Consider the following 19,795-nt stretch of genomic DNA (forward strand, 5'->3'; position numbering starts at 1 on the left):
ACCCGGCGGGCGGACGGCACCGGCCGTGGTGGTCAGCAGCGTGGCACGCCGGGAATGAAGCCGTCGTGGCCGGTCAGGACGTACGCGTCGGAGACGTAGCGGTTGGTGCCGATCCGGTCCCAGACGTTGCTCGTGCCGTAGGGGCCGGTCACCGTGGTGCCGACGGCCTGGCAGTAGATGCTGACGGTCGCGCCGTCGGCGACGGAACCCACGACGGCGTAGCCGGTGCCGGGCCCGGAGCGCACGTTGAGGCTCACCCCCTCGGTGTTCACCGTGCCGGAGCCGACGCCGGTCTGCTGGTTCACCAGCTGCATGTAGTAGGACCAGTTCCAGTTCGGGCCCGGGTCGGTGTGGGTGGCCCCGGGGACCTCGTGGTGACCGATGATGTGCGTCCGGGTCTTGGGGATGCCGTACTTGTTGGCGAGGCTGCGGGTGAGCGTCGCGGACGCCCGGTACATCGCGTCGGTGAACCAGGCCGCGTTGTCGACGTACCCCTCGTGCTCGATGCCGATGGACTGGGTGTTGTAGGTCCAGTTGCCGGCGTGCCAGGCGATGTCCTTCTCCCGCACCGACTGGGTGACCGCCCCGTCGGAGGAGCGGAACGTGTAGTGCGCGCTGGCCTGGGCGGCCGGGTTCTGGAACCAGCTGATCGAGCCGGCGTAGCTGCCCTGCGTCACGTGGATGACGATGTACCTGACGGGATGGCTGGTGGGTCGGCTGGCCACCGTGTAGTTGCTGGTGCTCGCCGGCGCCCACGCGGCAGGCCCGTAGTCGGTGCTGAGGATGCCGGGCCCGGCCGACGCGTCACCGGGCAGGTCCCGCTCCGGGGCCACCTGGCGGCCGGGGACCTTCGCCACCCCGGGGTGGCCGGTCTCGAAGCCGGTGCCGAGCAGGTCGTAGACGGCGTCCGCGTAGACGCGGGCGAGCGCCGGTTGGGACGCGCCGCCGTAGCGGGCGACCGCGGCGTACCACTCGTCGACGTCGTCGCGCTCAACCGCGTTCAGGCCGGCCTGATCGGCGTAGGAGCGCAGGACGGCAGCCGCTCCGGCGATGTTCGCAGCGGCGTCGGCGCGCAGCGCGGCACGGCTGAGCCCGGTCAGCGTGGCCGCCTCGTCCAGGGTGCGCAGCTTGGGGTTGCTGACCAGGTGCATCATGCCGTAGCCGCCCGCTGCGCTGGGTGCGCCGCCGTGGCCGTCCAGGCGGGTCTCGGCGTAGCCGAGGGCGACGAGCAGGTCGCGGGGGACGTCGTACCGGCCGGCGGCGGTGTCGAAGGCGGTGGCCAGCCGGGCGGCCGCCGGTGGGGCCCCCTCCGGGGCGGCCGACACGGGCGCGGCGGCCAGGGCTGATTCGGCAGTCAGGACCAGGGTCGCGGCCAGCATGGTGCTGAGCAGCCCACGCCTGCGGCGCGCGGCGGGTCGAGCAGTCATCTGCACCCCTCACAATATTTGCCAATGTCGATGAGGATCGGCGGGTGGCGGTAACGTACACCGCGACGGACGGCGATGTAAATGCCTTCCGTCGTGATGCAAGGGGGTGGCGAAATCCTTCATCGGCCTGCTCGGGCCGGTGCGCGCCGCCCGGTCGACGAACGTCCCGTTTCAGCCGAGGCGCGGGCCTCAGCGGTGCGGCGTCGGTCCGGTGGACTCGCGGACCACGAGGCGGCCGGGCTGGCGGACCACGCCGGCGGCGCGATCGCCGTCGAGGGCGGCGAAGAGGTGGTTGACGGCGGTGGCGCCGAGCTGTTCGAGGTTGAGGTCCACGGTGGTCAGCGGCGGGCGGCAGTCGGCGGCGAAGAACTCCCAGTTGTCGTAGCCGACGACGGCCACGTCGTCCGGGATCCGCCGGCCCAGGTCGCGCAGGGTGTCGGCGACCCCGGCGGCGACCTGGTCGTTGCCGCAGAAGACCGCGTCGACCTCGGGCCGGGCGGCGAGCAGCAGTCGCGCCGCGTGCCGGCCCCACCGTTGCGACCACTCGCCGTACAGCGGGTCGCCGGTCAGGGGCAGCCCCGCCTCGGCCAGCACCGCGCGCAGCCCGGTGGCCCGGTCGCGGGCCGCGCGGTAGGTCTCCGGCCCGGTGATGTGGCCGATCCGACGCCGCTCGTGCAGCACCAGGTGCTCGGCGGCCAGTCGGGCTCCGCCCTCGTCGTCGGCGAGGACGGACAGGTCGCCCGGATCCGTCGACTCGCCGTACGCGTAGACCACCGGCACCGGGATGTCCCGGGTCAGCGACGGGCGCAGGTCGTTGCTGTCGCCCACGATGATGAACCCGTCGACCTGCCGGGCGAGCAGGGTGCGGATGTAGTGCTGGCGGCGGATCGCGTCGCCGCGGGCGTCGCACAGCAGCACGGACATCTGCTCGTTGCCGAGCGCGTTCTCGGCGCCTAGCAGGATGGGGATCGCGAACCGGCCGGCCAGCTCGTCGGTGAGCAGGCCGACGGTGCGGGTGCGCCCGGAGATCAGGCCCCGGGCCAGCACGTTGGGTTGGAACGCCAGCTCGGCGGCGGCCCGCAGCACCCGCTCCCGGGTGGCCGGGGCCACCTCGGCCCGCGAGTTCAGCGCCTTCGACGCGGTGGACACCGAGACGCCGGCGCGGCCCGCCACGTCCCGCAGGGTCACGGAGTCAGAACGCGGACGGCCCACCCGAAAACCTTCCTAATCGTTTTCGGGGCGAGGGGGAGTGCGGCGCCGCCCCGAGCGCGAGCCTCAGAGTAGCCCTCCCGCCGGGCAGTGGAAAGGCGGCAACCATCTATCGATGATGGTCGAGATTCGTCGCTCGAATGGCTTGTCGAAAACGTTTTCGTGGGGCAGGGTGGCGGCAGGGTCGTGATCTGAGTCACCTTAAGGGAGGGTCCATGCCGCCCACACCTCTCGTGGCCGACCGCACCGGTGGCCGCCCCGTGGTGCCCTCCCGGGGGCGTCGCCGACCGCTCGGGCTGGCGGAGGTCCGGATCGACGGCGGGTTCTGGGGCAGCCGGCAGGCCACCAACGGTGGGTCCACCCTGGAGCACGCACGGTCCTGGATGGACAAGCTGGGCTGGACCGGGAACTTCGTCACCGCGAAGACCGGCCACGGGTCCCCGGACCGGCGCGGCCGGGAGTTCTCCGACTCCGAGGTCTACAAGCTCATGGAGGCCATCGCCTGGGAGCTGGGCCGACGCCCGGACGCCGGCCTGGAGTCCGAGCTGTGCGAGCTGACCGGGGGGCTGCGGGCGGCACAGGCGCCCGACGGCTACCTGCACACCGCGTTCGGCCGGCCGGGCCAGCGGCCCCGCTACAGCGACCTGGCCTTCGGCCACGAGCTGTACTGCGCGGGGCACCTGGTGCAGGCGGCCGTCGCCCGGGCCCGCACCGCCGGTGACGGCGAGCTGTTGACCGTCGCCCGGCGGGCCGCCGACCACGTCTGCGACACGTTCGGCCCGGACGGCGTGTGGGGCGTCTGCGGCCATCCCGAGATCGAGCCGGCGCTCGTCGAGCTGGCCCGGGTGACGGGGGAGCAGCGTTACCTGGAACAGGCGTCGCTGTTCGTCGAGCGGCGTGGACACCGCAGCATCCCCCGCCACCACCTCGGCTGGGCGTACTTCAGCGACGAGCAGCCGGTGCGCGCCGCGCGGGTGCTGCGCGGGCACGCGGTCCGGGCGCTCTACCTGGCCAGCGGCGTCGTGGACGTGGCGGTCGAGACCGGCGACGACGAGTTGCTGGAGGTGGTCGCCGCGCAGTTCGACCGCACCCTCGCCCGGCGTACCTACCTGACCGGCGGGATGGGTGCCCGGCACGCCGACGAGGCGTTCGGCGACGACTTCGTGCTGCCGGCCGACCGGGCGTACGCGGAGACCTGCGCCGGCGTCGCGGCGGTCATGCTCGCCTGGCGACTGCTGCTGGCCACCGGGGAGCCGCGCTACGGCGACGTCGTCGAACGGATCCTCTACAACGTCGTCGCGACGTCGATCTCCGACGACGGGCGGTCCTTCTTCTACGCGAACACCCTGCACCAGCGCACCCCGACCGGCACGGTGCCGGCCGACCGCGAGCAGCTCGGCTTCGGCGGCGGGCCCCGGGCGCCGTGGTTCGAGGTGTCCTGCTGCCTGCCCAACGTGGCCCGGCTGCTGGCCAGCCTCGCCGGCTACCTGGTGACCGCCGACGCCGACGGCCTCCAGGTGCACCAGTTCGCCGACGCGGAGGTCGACACCCGACTCGCCGACGGCCGTGCGGTCGGCCTGCGGATGCGTACCGACTATCCGGCCGGGGGCGACGTGGCGGTACGGGTCACCGCCGCCGGCGGCCCGTGGACGCTGGCCCTGCGGGTGCCGCAGTGGGCGGTCGGGGCCACCGTCACCGACCGGGCCGGCCGGCGCCCGGTGCCGGCCGGAGAGCCGGCGGTGTTCCCGGGCCTGACCGCCGGGGACGAGATCCGCCTGACGCTGCCGATGCGGCCGCGCTGGGCCGTGCCGGATCCCCGGATCGACGCGGTGCGCGGTTGCGTGGCGGTCGAACGCGGTCCCGTCGTGCTCTGCGCCGAGTCCGTCGACCAGGCCGGCGGCGACCTCGACGCCCTGCGGGTCGACACCCGCACGCCTCCGGAACCGGACGGCGACGGCGCGACCGTCTCCGGCGGCCTCGACACCCCACCCGACGGGCGCTGGCCGTACGCCACCGAGCAGCCCGTGCCGGCGCCGCGCCCGGAGACGGTCCGGCTCGTGCCGTACCACCGCTGGGCCCGGCGGGGCCCGTCCACCATGCGGGTCTGGCTCCCGGCCGACTGACCCGGACCACAGCGAGATCCCCACCACCCGCTGTCGCGGAGGGAGAGACCAGTGAGACGCATGATCGGCCGCCGGCCGGCGGCGGTCCTCGCGGCCGTGCTGCTCGTCGCGGGCCTGGCGGCCTGCGGCACCGACGACGACCCGGCCAGGGGGGTGGCGCAGGTCGACGACGGCGCGACGCTGACCCTGTGGACCCGTGCCGGCACCGAGTCGGTGTCCAAGGCGTACGCCGAGGCGTACAACCGGACGCACCGCAACCAGGTGCGGGTGACCGCCTATCCCAACGAGGAGTACCCGGCGAAGCTCGCCTCGGCGGCCGGCGCGAAGGCGCTGCCGGACCTGTTCGCCGCGGACGTGGTCTTCGCGCCGCAGTACGCCTCGCAGGGGCTGTGGCGTGACGTCACCGACCGGTTCGCCGCGCTGACCGTCCGGGACCGGGTGGCACCGGCGCACGTGCGGGCCGGCAGCCATGACGGCCGCAACTTCGCCCTGCCGCACGCCATCGACATGTCGGTGCTGCTCTACAACAAGGCGCTGTACAAGCGGGCCGGCCTGGACCCGGAGCGGCCGCCGCGCACGCTGCGCGAGTTCGCCGAGCACGCGCGGGCCGTCGACCGGCTCGGCGGCGGCGTCGACGGCACCTACTTCGGCGGCAACTGCGGCGGCTGCGTCGAGTTCACCTTCTGGCCCTCGGTATGGGCGGCCGGCGGCGACGTCCTCGACGACAAGGGCACCGCCGCCTCGGTCGACTCGCCGCAGATGGCGGAGGTCTTCGCCCTGTACCGCGCGCTCTACGAGGAGGGCGTGGCGGCTCCGGCGTCCCGGGACGAGGCCGGTCCGACCTGGCTCGGCGCGCTCAAGGGCGGCAAGGTCGGCATCGCGCCGGGGCCCTCGGTCTGGCTGGGGCTGATCGAGGAGGCCGGGGTCGAGATGGGGGTCGCACCGATCCCGGGGATGACCGGCGGCGAGTCCACCTTCGTCGGCGGCGACGTCATCGGCGTCGGCGCGACCAGCGACAGGGCGGCCCAGGCGTGGGACTTTCTGGCCTGGACGATGTCGGACGAGGCGCAGGTCGAGGTCGTCGCGAAGAACAAGGGCGTGCCCACCCGCACCGACCTGGCCGAGAACAGGTACTCCGCGGCCGACCCGCGCGTGGTGGCCGTCAACCGGCTGATGGCCAAGGGCCGCACGCCGTACGCCCGCAACTTCAACGCCTCGTTCAACGACCCGCAGAGCCCGTGGCTGGCGACCGTGCGGGGCGCGCTGTTCGGCGACGCCGCCGCGGCGCTGACCTCCGGCAACGCCGCAATCACCAGATCGTTGCGGCAGAGCTGACACCGACCGGTGGCCCGCCTGCGTCCCGGCGGCGGGCCACCCTCTTTCCCGGAGGGGCCCGATGCCCACGACCACCCTGACGCCTCCCCGGGTGCCCCGCGCCGACCGGTCCGGCACGGGCAGACCGCCGCGCCGCCGCCGGGGCAGCCCGTCGCGCCGCCGACGCGCCCTGCTGGGTCTGGCGTACGCCACCCCGACGGCCCTGGTGGTGGGCGTGTTCTTCCTGGTGCCGCTCGCGCTGGTGGGCTGGATGTCGTTGCACCGGTGGCCGCTGCTGGGCGCCCCCGAGCTGAACGCGCCGGACAACTACGCGGGCATCGCCGACAACGAGCTGGTGCGGGGCGCGGCGGTCTTCACCGTGAAGTACACCGTGGTCATGACGGTGCTGCTCTTCGCCGTCGCGTTCGGGCTGGCGCTGCTCGTGCAACGTCGGCGCCCGGGGGTGGGCTTCTTCCGCACGGCGTTCGTGCTGCCGATGGCGGTCGGTTTCGCCAGCGCCTCGCTGCTCTTCCTCGGGCTGCTCAGCGACGAGATCGGGCCGGTCACCCCGGCCCTGTCCGCCCTGGGGCTGCTCGACGGCTACACCTCGTGGACCAGCGGTAGCGCGAACTCCGCGCTGGCCTCGGCCGTCACGCTGGTGCTCTGGCGCTTCGCCGGCTTCAACATGCTCATCCTGCTGACCGGCCTCCAGGCGATCCCGACCGAGGTGTACGAGGCCGCCCGGATGGACGGGGCCAACCGCTGGCAGACCTTCCGACTGATCACCCTGCCGCTGATGCGCCCGACGATCGCCCTGGTCCTCACGATGATGGTCACCGGTTCGCTGCTGGCGTTCGACCAGTTCTGGATCCTCACCCGCGGCGGCCCGGACAACAGCACCACCTCTCTGGTGATGGTGATCTACCGGGAGGCGTTCGTCCGGCTCGACCTCGGCTCCGCCGCCGGCGTCTCGGTGGTGCTGCTGGCCGTGCTCGTCGTCTTCAGCGTCATCCAGCTCGGCGTCCTGCGACGCCGCGGGCAGTGAGGGGACCGCGATGACCCGCTCCGGCACCGCCTCCCGGTGGGGCTTCTACGTCACCGGCACGGCGCTCGCCATCCTCTTCCTCTTCCCGCTGCTGTGGAGCGGCTGGGCGTCGGTGCGCACCGACACCGGTTTCGGCCTGGTCAACTACGAGCGGCTGTTCACCTCCGACAACGGCGTCCGGCCACGGCACGTGCTCAACAGTGTCATGGTCAGCGCGCTGACCGTCGCCGGCACGCTGCTGGTCGCCACGCTGGGCGGCTACGCCTTCGGCCGGTTCCGGTTCCCCGGTCGCGACGTGCTGTTCCTGCTCACCCTGTCGATCCTGATGGTTCCGTACGCCACCATCCTGATCGCGCTGTACGTGCTGCTCGGTTGGCTGGGGCTGGAGGACTCGCTGCTCGGGCTGAGCCTCGTACTGATCATGTTCCAGCTGCCGTTCTCGGTGTTCATGATGCGCAACTCGTTCGAGGCGGTGCCCCGGGAGCTGGACGAGTCGGGCCAGGTGGACGGCTGCACCAGCGTCGGGGTGCTGTGGCGCATCCTGCTGCCGGCGGTCCGCCCGGGCCTGGTCACCGTCGCCCTGTTCGCGTTCCTCACGTCGTGGAGCGAGTTCTTCGCCCCGCTGATCCTGCTCAACTCGACCGGGAAGTTCACCACCACGCTCGCCGTGGTGAACATGCGTACGGCCAGTCACGGGTCGGTCGACTACGCGGCGCTGGAGGCCGGCGTGGTGTTCATGGCCGTGCCGTGCCTGCTGTTGTTCGCGTTCCTGCAACGCAGCTACGTGCGCGGCTTCACCTCGGGGGCGCTGAAGGGCTGACCGGGCCGGTCGGCCCGGCGGGACCGGACCGCACCCGCACCAAAATATCCATGAGTTTCCATCTATCGATTGGAGTGACGAGATGAAGTGGATCCGAACGGTGGGGACGGCCGTCGCGGCCCTGTCCCTGCTGGCGTCCGGCTCGCTCGTCGCCGGCCCCGCGCAGGCGGCGCCCGGCGACAACCTGGCCTGGACGGCCACCGCGTCGGCCTCGTACACCTCACCGTGGGAGAGCGTGGCGGCGATCAACGACGGCGTCGACCCGCCGCGCTCCAACGACACCACCAACCGCCGGTGGGGCGCCTGGCCGCAGACCGGCACCCAGTGGGTCGACCTGACCTGGCCCTCGACCCAGACGGTCCGCGCGGTGGACGTCTACTTCTTCGACGACAACGGCGGCGTACGGGTGCCGGCCGCCTGGCGGGTGCAGTCCTGGAACGGCAGCGGCTACGTCGACGTGGCGGGCGCCAGCGGCTATCCGGTGGCGGTCGACAGGTACAACCGGGTGACCTTCACGGCCGTGAACACCAGCCGGCTGCGGGTGCTGCTCACCAGCGGCGCCGCCTCGGTGGGGGTGCTGGAGGTCAAGGCGCACACCAACCCGCCCGGCGACCCGCCGCCGCCGAGCGGCTGGAACCCGCCGGCCAACCTGGTCACCCCGCTCGACCAGGTCTGGCAGCACTACGAGCAGACGTACCCGCAACTGCACACCTTCCGCAACTACGGCTGGGACCAGGTGATGGCCAACCGCGGCTACCTCAACTACTGCGTCCGGTGGGACTCGCCGGCCCCTGTCTCGGCGGCCCTGCGCGACCAGATCCACGCCGCGCTGGCGCGGCAGGTGAAGAAGTGGACGGACGTCATGGTCGGGCACAACGCCTGGCCGTACGGGGACGTGCCGGTGCGGGTGGTCGGCTGGGCCGTGCGCGACCGCAACCAGTTGCAGTGGAGCGACAACTCCGTCGACATCTACGTCAACGACATCCGGGAGAACGCGCCGCAGTGCGCCGAGCCGTGCGGCCGGTTCTTCAACCAGAGCGGCACCTACCCGAACTGCCCGGGCGGCGTCGCCCGGCACTACGACATGTCGTTGTGGCTCACCGCCGGGATGGGCGGCGGCGCGGGCGGCGACTGGGGCCAACGGGTCGGCAGCGAGTACTTCGTCAACAACATCAACGCCGCCGACATGCACATCGTGCTGCACGAGATCGGGCACAGCTTCGGCCTCGACGACTTCTACGACTGGACGCCCACCGGTGTGGGCGGGTTCCTGATGAAGGCCGGCAGCGCGGCGCAGATCACCGAGTTCGACAGGTGGATGTTCCGCGACTGGTGGCGCCACCTGAAGGGCCGCTACGGCTACTGACCGTCCGGCCAGCGCACCACCGCCGGTTCCGGGGCACCGGCGGCCGTCCCGTTCCGTCCGTACCGACAGGAGACCCCGTGCGACGACGACCCCTGCTCCGGAGCCTGGCGGCCGGCTGCGCCGCGACGCTCGCCGCGAGCCTGGCCGCGGCGCTGCCCGCCTCGGCCGCCAACCCCATCATCACCACGATCTACACCGCGGACCCCGCGCCCCTGGTGGTCGGCAACACGATGTACGTCTACGCCGGCCGCGACGAGGCGCCCACCGGCACCAGCAACTTCCTCATGCGCGAGTGGCACGTGCTGTCCAGCACCGACGCCGCGAACTGGACCCACCACGGCGCCCGCGCGAACATCGGCACCTTCGGCTGGGCCGGCGCGGACGCCTGGGCCAGCGAGGTCGAACAGCGCAACGGCAGGTACTACTGGTACACCTCCGTCAACGGCAATGGGCCGGGCTGGATGAACATCGGCGTGGCGGTCGCCGACAGCCCGCTCGGCCCTTTCACCGACGCCAAGGGCGGCCCGCTGATCAGCGACAGCACGCCGAACTCGTCGCCGTTGAACATCGACCCCACCGTCTTCGTCGACGACGACGGCCAGGCGTACCTCTACTGGGGCGGCTACTGGGGGGCGCGGGCCGTGCGGCTGGCCAGCAACATGGTCGACACCGTGGGGGAGGTGGTCACCCCGCAGGGGCTCACCCACTTCTGGGAGGCCCCGTTCATGTTCAAGCGCAACGGCCTCTACTACATGCTGTACGCGGCCAACGACACCCAGGGCTGCGTCACCTCGTCGAGCTACGCCTGCCAGCGCTACGCCACCGCCACCAGCCCGCTCGGCCCGTGGACGCACCGGGGCGTGGTGCTCGGCCAGGTGTCGTCGACCACCAACCACGCGGGCGTGGCCCAGCTCAACGGCCAGTGGTACATGGTCTACCACAACGCCAACGCGCCCGGCGGCGGCAACTTCCGCCGCTCCGTCGCGGTGGACCGGATGTACTTCAACGCCGACGGCACGATCCAACCGGTCACCCAGACCAGCACGGGCCCGCCGCCCAACCCCGGCGGTGGGGGCCAGCCGCCGGCCGGCACCAACCTGGCGCCCGCCGCCACCGCGTCCACCTCCCACGTGTCCGCCTGGGAGAGCCTGGCCGCGCTCAACAACGGCGGCGTGCCGGCCAGCTCCGCCGACCGGGGCAACCTGGCGTACGGCAACTGGCCCCAGCAGGGCACCCAGTGGGTCGAGTACACCTGGCCGAGCGCCCGCACCGTCGGCCGGACGGCCGTCTACTGGTTCGACGACGACCAGGGCATCGACCTGCCCGCGTCCTGCCGGGTGCAGTACTGGAACGGCACCGCCTACGTCGACGTGCCCAACCAGACGGCCTGCGGCACGGCCGGTCACACCTACAACGTGACCACCTTCAGCCCGGTCAGCACGACCCGGCTGCGACTCTCCGTCACCTCCCGTACCGGCTACTCCACCGGTGCCCTGGAATGGATGGCGTTCCCGTCATGAGCAGACTCCGCCCCGCACGCGCGGGCCTGGCCGCGCTCGTCACGGCGACCCTGGTCGCCGGCGTCCTCCAGGTCGCCACCGGGCCGGCGCGGGCCGCCCAGACCATCGGCTATCCCACCTTCACCGGCCCGGCCGTGCCGGCGCCGCCGGTCGGCTACCAGACCGGCGACACCATGCGGGCCATCTACGACGCCGAACGCGCCGGCACCGACTTCTGGCTGGACCGGCTGCTGGCCCGTCCCGGCAACGACCCGGCCGGCCCCTGGCTGATGAGCCGGGGCCGAGGCCTGTTCATGTACACCCACAATCCGGCGGTCGTCGGCTTCGGCGGCAGCACGGCGTACTGGGACAACATCAGCGGCCAGAACGCCTACGCGATCACCGCCAGCACCGGCGCCCTGACCGAGCAGGTGGCGCAGCGCTGGCAGGCCCCCAGCCACTGGCGCAGTGTGCACACCGGCGGATCGCTGCGCGTCGACGTCACGAAGTTCATCACCCACCAGAACGTCGCGGTGACCAACCTGACCGTGACCAACACCGGATCGGCCAGCAGCACCGTGCAGTTGCGGGTCACCTCGCCGTACGCCACCACCGGCAGCGGCACCGAGCTGACCGGCAGCCGTACGGTCAAGAACAACCTGACCACCGTCCGCCCCCGGCTCTCCGGCGACGGCTTCACGGTCGCCAGCGGCGGCCTGACCCGCTCCGTCATCCTCGGCGCGGGGCAGAGCGTCAGCACCAAGGTCCAGATGGGCTTCCTGACCGACGAGATCCCCGAGTCGGCGACCGAGTATGCCAGCTACCGCGCCACCACCCCGGCCAACGCCTTCGCCACCCACGTCCGCGACTACCACCGCTGGTGGGCCGAGAACGTGCCCTACATCGACGTGCCGGACCCGGCCATCAAGAAGAACATCTACTACCGCTGGTGGCTGATGCGCTTCAACCACCTCGACGTCGACATCCCCGGCCAGGACTTCCAGTTCCCCACCTCGATCGAGGGGGTGACCGGCTACAACAACGCCATCGTGCTGACCCAGCCCATGCACATCGACGACCTGAAGTACCTCCGCGACCCGGTCCACTCGTACGGGCCGTGGCTGTCGGTCGGGCAGTCGTCGGCCAACGGCCGGTTCATGGACAACCCCGGGGACCCGGAGAACTGGTCCAACAGCTACACCCAGTACGTCTCCGAGGCCGCCTGGCGGGCGTACCAGCTGCACGGCGGGCAGCCCGCCATGCTGCGCAACCTCGCCCGCTACGCCGAGATGGACGTCAAGGGTCAGCTCGCCACCTACGACACCGACAACAACGGGGTCATCGAGTACGACTGGGGCGCGATGACCGGCAACGACGCCGACGCCGTCTCGTTCCACTGGCGCTCCGGCAACCTGGACCGCGCCGAGGGCGCCTACGTCTACAGCAACGCCCTGGCCGCCGCCGGGGCGTACGCGGTGCTCGGCGACACCGCCAAGGCGAACGAGATGCGGGCCCTCGCCAACCGGGTCCGCGACGGGATCGTCAACGTGCTGTGGAACCCCACCCGGCAACTCATCGAGCACCGGCACGTCGCGACGAACACCCACGTGCCGTGGAAGGAGGTCAACAACTACTACCCGTACGCGGTGGGCCTGATGCCGAACACCGCCACCTACCGGCAGGCGCTGCGGCTCTTCGACGATCCCGCCGAGTATCCGATCTTCCCGTTCTACACCGCCAACCAGCGCGACAAGGCCGCGGCGGCCGCCGCCGGCCACCCCGGCAGCAACAACTTCTCCACCATCAACTCGACCGTGCAGTTCCGCCTCTACTCGTCGGTGCTGCGCAACTACCCCAACCAGTGGATGACCGCCGAGCACTACAAGAAGCTGCTCTACTGGAACACCTGGGCGCAGTACGTCAACGGCAACACCCAGTGGCCCGACGCCAACGAGTTCTGGTCCAACTGGAACGGCTCGGCCATCACCTACCGGTCCTGGATCCACCACAACATCCTCGGCAGCAGCAACTGGACGGTGATCGAGGACGTCGCCGGCCTGCGGCCGCGTACCGACACCACCGTCGAGCTGTCACCCATCGACATCGGCTGGTCGCACTTCGCGGTCAACAACCTGCGCTACCGCAACGCGAACCTCAGCATCGTCTGGGACGACCCCGCCGACGGCGTCACCCGCTATCCGGGCGTGCCGCAGGGCTACTCGCTCTATCTCGACGGCAACCGGGTCGCCACCGTGGACCGCCTGACCCGGCTGCTCTACGATCCGGCCACCGGCACGGTCACCCTGCCGGCGGGCGGCACCACCACCTTCAGCGCCGCGTTCCCCGGCCTGCGGCTGCCGCAGCAGGTCGCGCAGAGCAGCGCCCGGATGGTCGACATGTTCGCCAAGGCCGGCGTCGACCTCACGTCGACCACCCCGAACCTGGCCCAGGGCGCCGGCACCTCGGCGTCCTACACCGCCGCCGGCACGTCGACCGCGGCGGCGGTGGACGGCTTCCCCACCAACGCGCCGCTGTGGGGCAGTTCCGGCTCGCCGAACGCCACCGACACGTTCGACATCGACCTGGGCCAGGCACGGACGGTCGACGACGTCTGGCTGCACTTCCGCGACGACCGCGCCGGCAACCGCTACCGGGCGCCGGCCTCGTACACCGTCCAGTATTGGAACGGCAGCACGTGGGTCGACGCGGCGGCGCAGGCCAAGACCCCCGCGACGCCGCGCGCGAACCACAACCGGGTCCGGTTCACCCCGGTCAGCACCGCGCGGCTGCGGGTGCGGCTCACCCACGCGGCCGGCTTCCGGACCGGGCTGACCGAGGTGAAGGCGTACGGCCGGGGCGGCGGCCCGCCACCGGCACAGAACCTGGCCGGTACGGCCACGGCGTCGGCGTCGTACACCTCGCCCTGGGAGACGGTCGCGGCGGTCAACGACGGCATCGACCCGCCGCTGTCGAACGACACGGTCAACCCGCGCTGGGGCACCTGGCCCGAGACCGGTGAGCAGTGGGCGGAGCTCACCTGGTCGGCACCGCAGTCGGTGCGGTCGGTGGACGTCTACTTCTTCGACGACGGCGGCGGCGTGCGGCTGCCGGCGTCCTGGCGGTTGCAGTACTGGACCGGCAGCGCGTACGCGGACGTGCCCGGGGCCGGCGGCTACCCGACGGCGGCCGACGCCTACAACCGGGTGACGTTCCCGGCCGTCAGCACGACCCGGCTGCGGGTGGTGCTGACCAGCGGCGCCGCCTCGGTGGGCCTGCTGGAGGTCAGGGCGTTCGGCTGACCGGCCCCGATCCGGGTGTCCGGGCGGGTGCCACGTGCGGCACCCGCCCGGACACCGGCTTCGTGGCCCGCCGGGACGGCCGGGTAAGGGTGGGCAGATCGCTGCCCACCCCGGTATGCTCCCCGGCGATGATGACTCCGTCTCTCAGCAGATTGGGGGCCCGGTTCTCGCAAGGTGAGTGCTGATGCGCTCCCCGGCCGCGAATCCGGATCTCCGTTCGTCCTACTGGCTGCGCGTGCGCGAGTTCGCCGTGCCGCCGTCCATGATCGAGGTTGCCGCCGCCCGTCGGGCCGTCGGGGACTGGGCCGGGGCGTGCGCCGCCGCCCGCGTCGACGTCGACGTCGAGCCGCGCTCCGTGGCCCGTACCCATGGTCGGGAACTCGCCGACCGGCTCCGGGCCGATCTTCGCCACCTGGCGCCCGACCTGCTGCGCTGGCACCTGCCGAGGATCGCGCCCGACGGGCTGCTGCGTCCCGGCCTGACCATCGCCCTGGCCCGGTACGAACCGGCCGGAGGCGGCGGCGACGCGGTGCACCTCGTGGCCCGGACGCCGCCGGCCTGGGCGGACGCCGGCCAGCGGTTCAGCCTGGCGCTCTGGGACGGCTCCCGCTCCGGGGCCGGTTCCCGTCATCCGCACCCGCACCCCGACGACCGGTTCCGCCTCGACCTGCACCGCCACCTGTGGGACGCGCGGCGGACCGGTGAGCTGCGGACCCGCTCGGGGGCGGGCCACCCACCCGCCGGCGGCCGACCAGTCGACGAGCCGGGTCCACCGACGACGGCAGGGCGGCGGGGTTGGGCGGTGGACCGGTGGGCGGCCGAGGCAGCCATCCTGCTCCAGGCCGAGGGACGTCCCGGGGACACGGTCGCCGTGCGGATCGGGGCCCGGCGTCGACTCCTGCTGGAGTTGGCCCCGGGCGGGGACGGCCCAGGGCCACCCGAGGCGCGGCTCGTCTGGTCGCCCCCGCGAGGCCGCGTCGGCGCGCGCCGGCCCACGCCGGGTCCCGACCGGCCATTGCCGGTGCTGCCGGACGCGGCGACCTGGGTGTCACCCGACCTGGAACTGCTCCGCGCCGGGTTGATCGAGCCCGACCGCCTGCACCCGCTGGTCGCGTCGGCACTGGTTCCCGACCGGCCGGCGGCTACGGCACCTTCGACGCCGTGTCCGGTGAGGCAACCCTGGCGCGTGCGGTGCCGGGGGGTCTGGCACCGGATCGGCCTGGTCGACGGGGTGCTCGTCGCCCTGGACCACGACCCGGCCGAGATCCGCCGGGAGGAACTCCTCGCCGCGCTGACCGGCACTCCGCTGCCCTGCCTGCGGGCGATCGACGAGGCGCACCGCCACCCGGAATGCCTCCCCGAGGTCCGGGCCCGCCTGGACCACGGCGACACCACCGCCGCGCTCGCCGTCGTCGAGGCCCTGCTCGGGCCCGACGCGGTGCTGCGCGCCGGGGCGCTACGGGACGAACTGGAGACGGCCGCCCTGCGGCGCGTCGAGTACGGACTGTTCCGGGCCGGACTTGCCGGCTCCGGCCGGGGTCCCACCGCCCCGGGACACCGCCGTACCCGTGACCGCCGCTCGTACCCGCGTCACACGATCGCCCGCTGACCGGGGAATCCCCGCTCCGCTCCCACCCCGAACCGCCACGAGAGACACAGGTGATAACCATGACCGTTGCTACTGTCCTGCCCGCAGACCAGGCCCACGCCCCGCAGCTCGACGTCGCCGCCGAACTGCTCGCGCTGCTGCGCGACACCAGCACCGAACCTCGCCCCGACACGCAGTTGGAGGCGCTGACCCTGGCCGTGGCCGCCGACCTTCCCGTGCTGCTGTGGGGCGAACCGGGGATCGGCAAGACCGCCGCCCTCACGCAGCTCGCGACGGAGCTGGGCCTGCCGCTGACGACCGTCGTCGCCAGCGTCCACGAGCCGTCCGACTTCTCGGGACTGCCGATCGTCGGTGACGACCCGGCGTCACAGGGCGTCCCGATGGCGCCGCCGGACTGGGCCGTACGCCTGGCCCGGGCCGGTCGTGGGTTGCTGTTCCTCGACGAGCTGTCCACCGCCCCGCCGGCCGTCCAGGCCGCCCTGCTCCGCCTCGTGCTCGAACGGCGGGTGGGCGCGCTGCGGCTGCCGCCCGGCATTCGGATCGTGGCCGCCGCGAACCCGCGATCCTCGGCGGCCGACGGCTGGGAACTGAGTCCGCCCCTGGCCAACCGCTTCGTCCACCTCCAGTGGGTGCACGACCACGAGGTCGTGGTGCGCGGCCTCGGCGGCACCTGGCCCCGCGCGGATCTGCCCCGGCTGCACCCGGAGCGGTTGCCGGAGGCCGTCACCTTCGCCCGCCGCGCGGTGTGCGGGCTGCTGTCCGCCCGCCCCGCGCTCGTACACCGGCTGCCCGGCAACGAGACCCGCCGGGGTGGCCCGTGGCCCTCGCCCCGCAGCTGGGAGATGACCCTGCGCCTGATCGCCTTCGCGACCGCGGCGGGCACCTCCCGGGAGGTGCTGTCGATGCTGGTCCGGGGCGCGGTGGGCGACGGCCCGGGGCTGGAACTGCTCGCCAGCATGGACCGGATGGACCTTCCCGACCCCGAGACGCTGCTGGCCGATCCGGCGACCGCCGTCCTGCCCGAGCGCGGAGACCTGCGGCAGGCCGTGCTGGACGGGGTGGTGGAAGCGGTCCGCGGTCGCCCGGAGAGGTCCCGCTGGGACGCGGCCTGGGCGCTGCTGGTCCGGGCGCTGGAGACCGGCCCCCCGGACCTCGTGGTCGTCCCCGCGAGCACGCTCGCCGCACTGCGGCAGGAGGACTGGGACGTGCCGGCGGCGATCGAGCGGCTCGCGGGGGCGGTGTCGGTCTCCCGGCGCGCCGACCAGGCACGCGTGGCGGCCGCCGCGGGGGCCGGCCGGTGAGTCCGGGTACAAGCCCTCGACCGGGTGCAGGACATCCTGCTCGCCCCGCGCTGGACCGGGAGAAGCTCTTCGCCGCCCGGCTGCACGCCGCCCGGGTCCGGCCCTACCTGGCGTCGGCGCTGTTCGCCCTGCACGTGGTGGAGTCGCGCCTGGTGCCGACGATGGCGGTGGACCGGCACTGGCGGTGCTACGTCTCGCCGGTCTTCGTGGACCGCACGCCCGTGGAGGAGCTCGCCGGGGTATGGGTGCACGAGGTTTCGCACCTGCTCCGCGACCACCACGGGCGCAGTGACCGGGTCGCGCGGGAACGGGGACTGACCGGGCCGGGGGAGCGGCTACGGATGAACATCGCCGCCGACTGCGAGATCAACGACGACGTGTTCGGCGACGGGTTGGCCCGGCCCGACGGGGTCGTGGACCCGGCGACGCTGGGGCTGCCCGAGGGGGAGCTGATGGAGGACTACCTGCGACAGTTCCGGCTCGGGCCGCGTACGCAGGGGCTGGTCTGGCTGGACTGCGGCAGCGGCGCCGACGGGGCGGAGCGGGAGTGGGACCTGGGGCCGGACGGCGCGCAGGGCCTCAGCGCGCAGGAGCGCGACGCGGTGCGGTTCCGGGTGGCGGAGGGCATCACCGGGCGTCCCGGGGACGTCCCGCAGGGCTGGCGGAGGTGGGCGGAGGAGGCGTTCCACCCGCCCCAGCCGTGGCGGGACCTGCTGGGGGCGGCGATCCGCTCGGCGGCCTCCGGCGCGGGCGCGGGCGAGGACTACACGTACGGCCGGCCGGCGCGGCGTTCCGCCGGGGTTCCCGGCGTCGTCCTGCCCAGCCTGCGGCGCAGGCCCCCTCGGGTCTGCGTGGTCGTCGACACCTCCGGGTCCGTCAGCGACGCCGAACTGGGCAGCGCGCTGCTCGAGGTCGCGGCGATCTCCCGCGCCGTGGGCGGCCGGCGTGACCTGGTCAGCGTGCTGTCCTGCGACGCGGCGGCCCGGACCGTGCACCCGCTGTGCCGTGCCGAGGAGATCCCGTTGGTGGGCGGGGGCGGGACGGACCTGCGTACGGGCTTCGCCCGGGCGTTGCGGACCCGGCCCCGCCCGGACGTCGTCGTCGTCCTGACCGACGGGCAGACGCCCTGGCCGGCCACGCCGCCGCCCTGCCGCACGGTGGTCGGGCTGTTTCCCCGCCGGCACACGTACTCCGGATCGTGGAACGAGGACGATCCCGAGTACGTGCCGGACGCACCACCGGAGTGGGCGCGGGTGGTGGTCATCGGGTAGTCCGGCGGCGGCCGCGCGGCCCAGCTCCCCGGGGCGTCACGCACCGCCGAGGCGGGGCGTGACCGGGCGGACCTCGACCGGGGCGCCCGGCCGCCCGCCCGCGCGCGAGCGGTACTCGGGGACGCCCACACAGGTGAAGAGCAGCGCCGCGAGGTCGTCCGGCTCGCCCAACAGCCCCGGGACGTCGGAGTCGAGGAAGGTCATGCCGGAGGCGCCCGCGCCCAGGGCGTACGCCGCGAGGTGCAGCCGGCCCTCGACGAGCCCGGCGGCGAGCTGGGCGTCGCGGTAGCCGCGGTCGTCGAGCGCCGACAGCGGCGCGGCGGCGACGACGACGTAGGCGGCGTCGCCGGCGAGCGCCTGGTCCAGGCAGACCCGGAGCAGCTCGTCGCGCAGGTCACCGGCGCGCAGCGGCGTCGACAGGTCGGGCCACCGGTAGAGGCCGGGCGGCACCCCGTCGACCCCGTGCACGGCGACCCAGTGCGGCACCGGCACGCCGCGCAGGGCCGCGGCCAGGGGCCATTCCAGCAGGGCGCGCGGCAGTGTCCGGGACCTGTCCATCCGCCGCTGCGAGCCGCGCCGGCGGACGACCTCGTCGAGCGGGTCGGACGGCGGGTACGCCGCCAGCGGCTCCGCCGACGGCCAGGGCGCGCCGAGCACGTCCCGCTCGCCCGCGCGCTGGGCGGCGGTGCACAGCGGCAGCTCGACCGGGGGCAGCTCACCGGGGAGCGCCGGCCCGGTGGGCCCGATCGCCGGATCGCCGTCGCCGAACGACAGCAGGGCCAGCGGGTACTCGTGCACCCCGTCCGCGCCGACGAGCGCGCGCACGGTGGCGTCCGGGAAGAGCGACCGCAGCCGCGGCGACAGGCCGGCGCTGTCGGCGGCCGCCGACAGTTGGGACAGCAGCGTGCCGGCGTCCCAGTAGAGGTGTCGCCAGCCGCGCTCGGCGTAGCGCCACCCCGTGCGCCACGGCACGCCCGTGACCACCAGCGTCGTGACCGTCCCGGTCGCGGCGGGAGCCACCTGGACGAGCGCGTGCCGTCGCGCGTCGTACCAGTGCACGCCGTCCGGCACCCCGGCGACGCCCCGGGTGCTCGCGTAGACCTCCAGGGGGAAGCGCGCCCCGGCCGAGCCGGCGGCGCGGTAGAGGAAAGGGCGGCCGTTGCGCTCGGCGGTGCGCACGACGCCGGCGCCCAGGAAGAGCACGCGGCCCAACTGCGCCGCGTCGAGGGGCTGCGCGGGGGACGCGACGCCGGCCAGCACGGCCGCCGCGGGGACGCCGGGGTCGGGCAGGTCGCGCGGCAGGGCGAGGACGGCCGGGCCGTCCGGGTAGCCCTTCATGGGCGGCAGCAGGGTCCCGGGGTCGTTCGGGACGAGGTCGTGGCGGACGCGCGGGTCGTCCACGGGCACGTCCCACTCGCGGCTCGGCTCGTAGGACGTCAGCCGGTGCAGCAGCCCGGCGCCGGTGTCGAGGTCCATCCGGCCATCCTGCCAGCGCGGAGCGCCGGGCGGTGG

Annotated in this window: 13 protein-coding genes; 10 read left to right on the forward strand and 3 right to left on the reverse strand. The window is 73.5% G+C overall.

The window, feature by feature from the left end:
* Window positions 1–32: 32 nt before the first annotated feature.
* Together EV374_RS31065 and EV374_RS31070 are read right to left on the reverse strand one after the other, a co-directional pair.
* Window positions 33–1,427: an N-acetylmuramoyl-L-alanine amidase gene (locus tag EV374_RS31065; RefSeq protein ID WP_486486053.1), complete on the reverse strand. Its 1,395-nt coding sequence runs from the start codon at window positions 1,425–1,427 to the stop codon at window positions 33–35.
* A 189-nt stretch (window positions 1,428–1,616) separates the two neighbouring features.
* On the reverse strand, window positions 1,617–2,615 hold the full coding sequence (locus EV374_RS31070; protein WP_486486054.1) for a LacI family DNA-binding transcriptional regulator: 999 nt from the start codon (window positions 2,613–2,615) through the stop codon (window positions 1,617–1,619).
* A gap of 236 nt (window positions 2,616–2,851) precedes the next feature.
* Here EV374_RS31070 and EV374_RS31075 point away from each other — a divergent pair, with 236 nt between their 5' ends.
* From EV374_RS31075 to EV374_RS31125, 10 genes are all read left to right on the forward strand, one after another.
* Window positions 2,852–4,759: a beta-L-arabinofuranosidase domain-containing protein gene (locus EV374_RS31075; RefSeq protein WP_132240729.1), complete on the forward strand. Its 1,908-nt coding sequence runs from the start codon at window positions 2,852–2,854 to the stop codon at window positions 4,757–4,759.
* Window positions 4,760–4,819: 60 nt separating this feature from the next.
* Complete coding sequence (locus EV374_RS31080) at window positions 4,820–6,094, forward strand: ABC transporter substrate-binding protein (protein WP_132240752.1); 1,275 nt, start codon at window positions 4,820–4,822, stop codon at window positions 6,092–6,094.
* Window positions 6,095–6,155: 61 nt separating this feature from the next.
* The gene (locus EV374_RS31085; protein WP_132240730.1) at window positions 6,156–7,118 is read left to right on the forward strand and encodes a carbohydrate ABC transporter permease; all 963 of its coding nucleotides are present in this window, start codon (window positions 6,156–6,158) and stop codon (window positions 7,116–7,118) included.
* Between the two features lie 10 nt (window positions 7,119–7,128).
* The gene (locus EV374_RS31090; RefSeq protein WP_132240731.1) at window positions 7,129–7,938 is read left to right on the forward strand and encodes a carbohydrate ABC transporter permease; all 810 of its coding nucleotides are present in this window, start codon (window positions 7,129–7,131) and stop codon (window positions 7,936–7,938) included.
* Between the two features lie 82 nt (window positions 7,939–8,020).
* Entirely contained in the window at window positions 8,021–9,304 is a 1,284-nt protein-coding gene (locus tag EV374_RS33670; protein ID WP_486486055.1) for a cellulose-binding protein, read from the forward strand.
* A gap of 77 nt (window positions 9,305–9,381) precedes the next feature.
* The gene (locus EV374_RS31105; protein ID WP_486486056.1) at window positions 9,382–10,824 is read left to right on the forward strand and encodes a glycoside hydrolase family 43 protein; all 1,443 of its coding nucleotides are present in this window, start codon (window positions 9,382–9,384) and stop codon (window positions 10,822–10,824) included.
* Entirely contained in the window at window positions 10,821–14,102 is a 3,282-nt protein-coding gene (locus EV374_RS31110; RefSeq protein WP_132240732.1) for a discoidin domain-containing protein, read from the forward strand. The genes EV374_RS31105 and EV374_RS31110 overlap by 4 nt, the downstream gene beginning before the upstream one ends.
* A gap of 184 nt (window positions 14,103–14,286) precedes the next feature.
* Entirely contained in the window at window positions 14,287–15,711 is a 1,425-nt protein-coding gene (locus tag EV374_RS31115; protein ID WP_132240733.1) for a hypothetical protein, read from the forward strand.
* Between the two features lie 59 nt (window positions 15,712–15,770).
* The gene (locus tag EV374_RS31120; protein ID WP_132240734.1) at window positions 15,771–17,012 is read left to right on the forward strand and encodes an AAA family ATPase; all 1,242 of its coding nucleotides are present in this window, start codon (window positions 15,771–15,773) and stop codon (window positions 17,010–17,012) included.
* Window positions 17,009–18,283 (forward strand): vWA domain-containing protein, encoded by a 1,275-nt coding sequence (locus EV374_RS31125; RefSeq protein ID WP_486486057.1) that lies wholly within the window; start codon window positions 17,009–17,011, stop codon window positions 18,281–18,283. Before EV374_RS31120 ends, EV374_RS31125 begins: the two co-directional genes overlap by 4 nt.
* Before the next feature lie 36 nt (window positions 18,284–18,319).
* On the opposite strand, the gene EV374_RS31130 is transcribed toward EV374_RS31125, so the two are convergent.
* Window positions 18,320–19,759: a nitroreductase family protein gene (locus EV374_RS31130; RefSeq protein WP_132240735.1), complete on the reverse strand. Its 1,440-nt coding sequence runs from the start codon at window positions 19,757–19,759 to the stop codon at window positions 18,320–18,322.
* Between the last annotated feature and the right edge of the window lie 36 nt (window positions 19,760–19,795).

It is taken from the genome of Micromonospora sp. CNZ303, assembly GCF_004345505.1.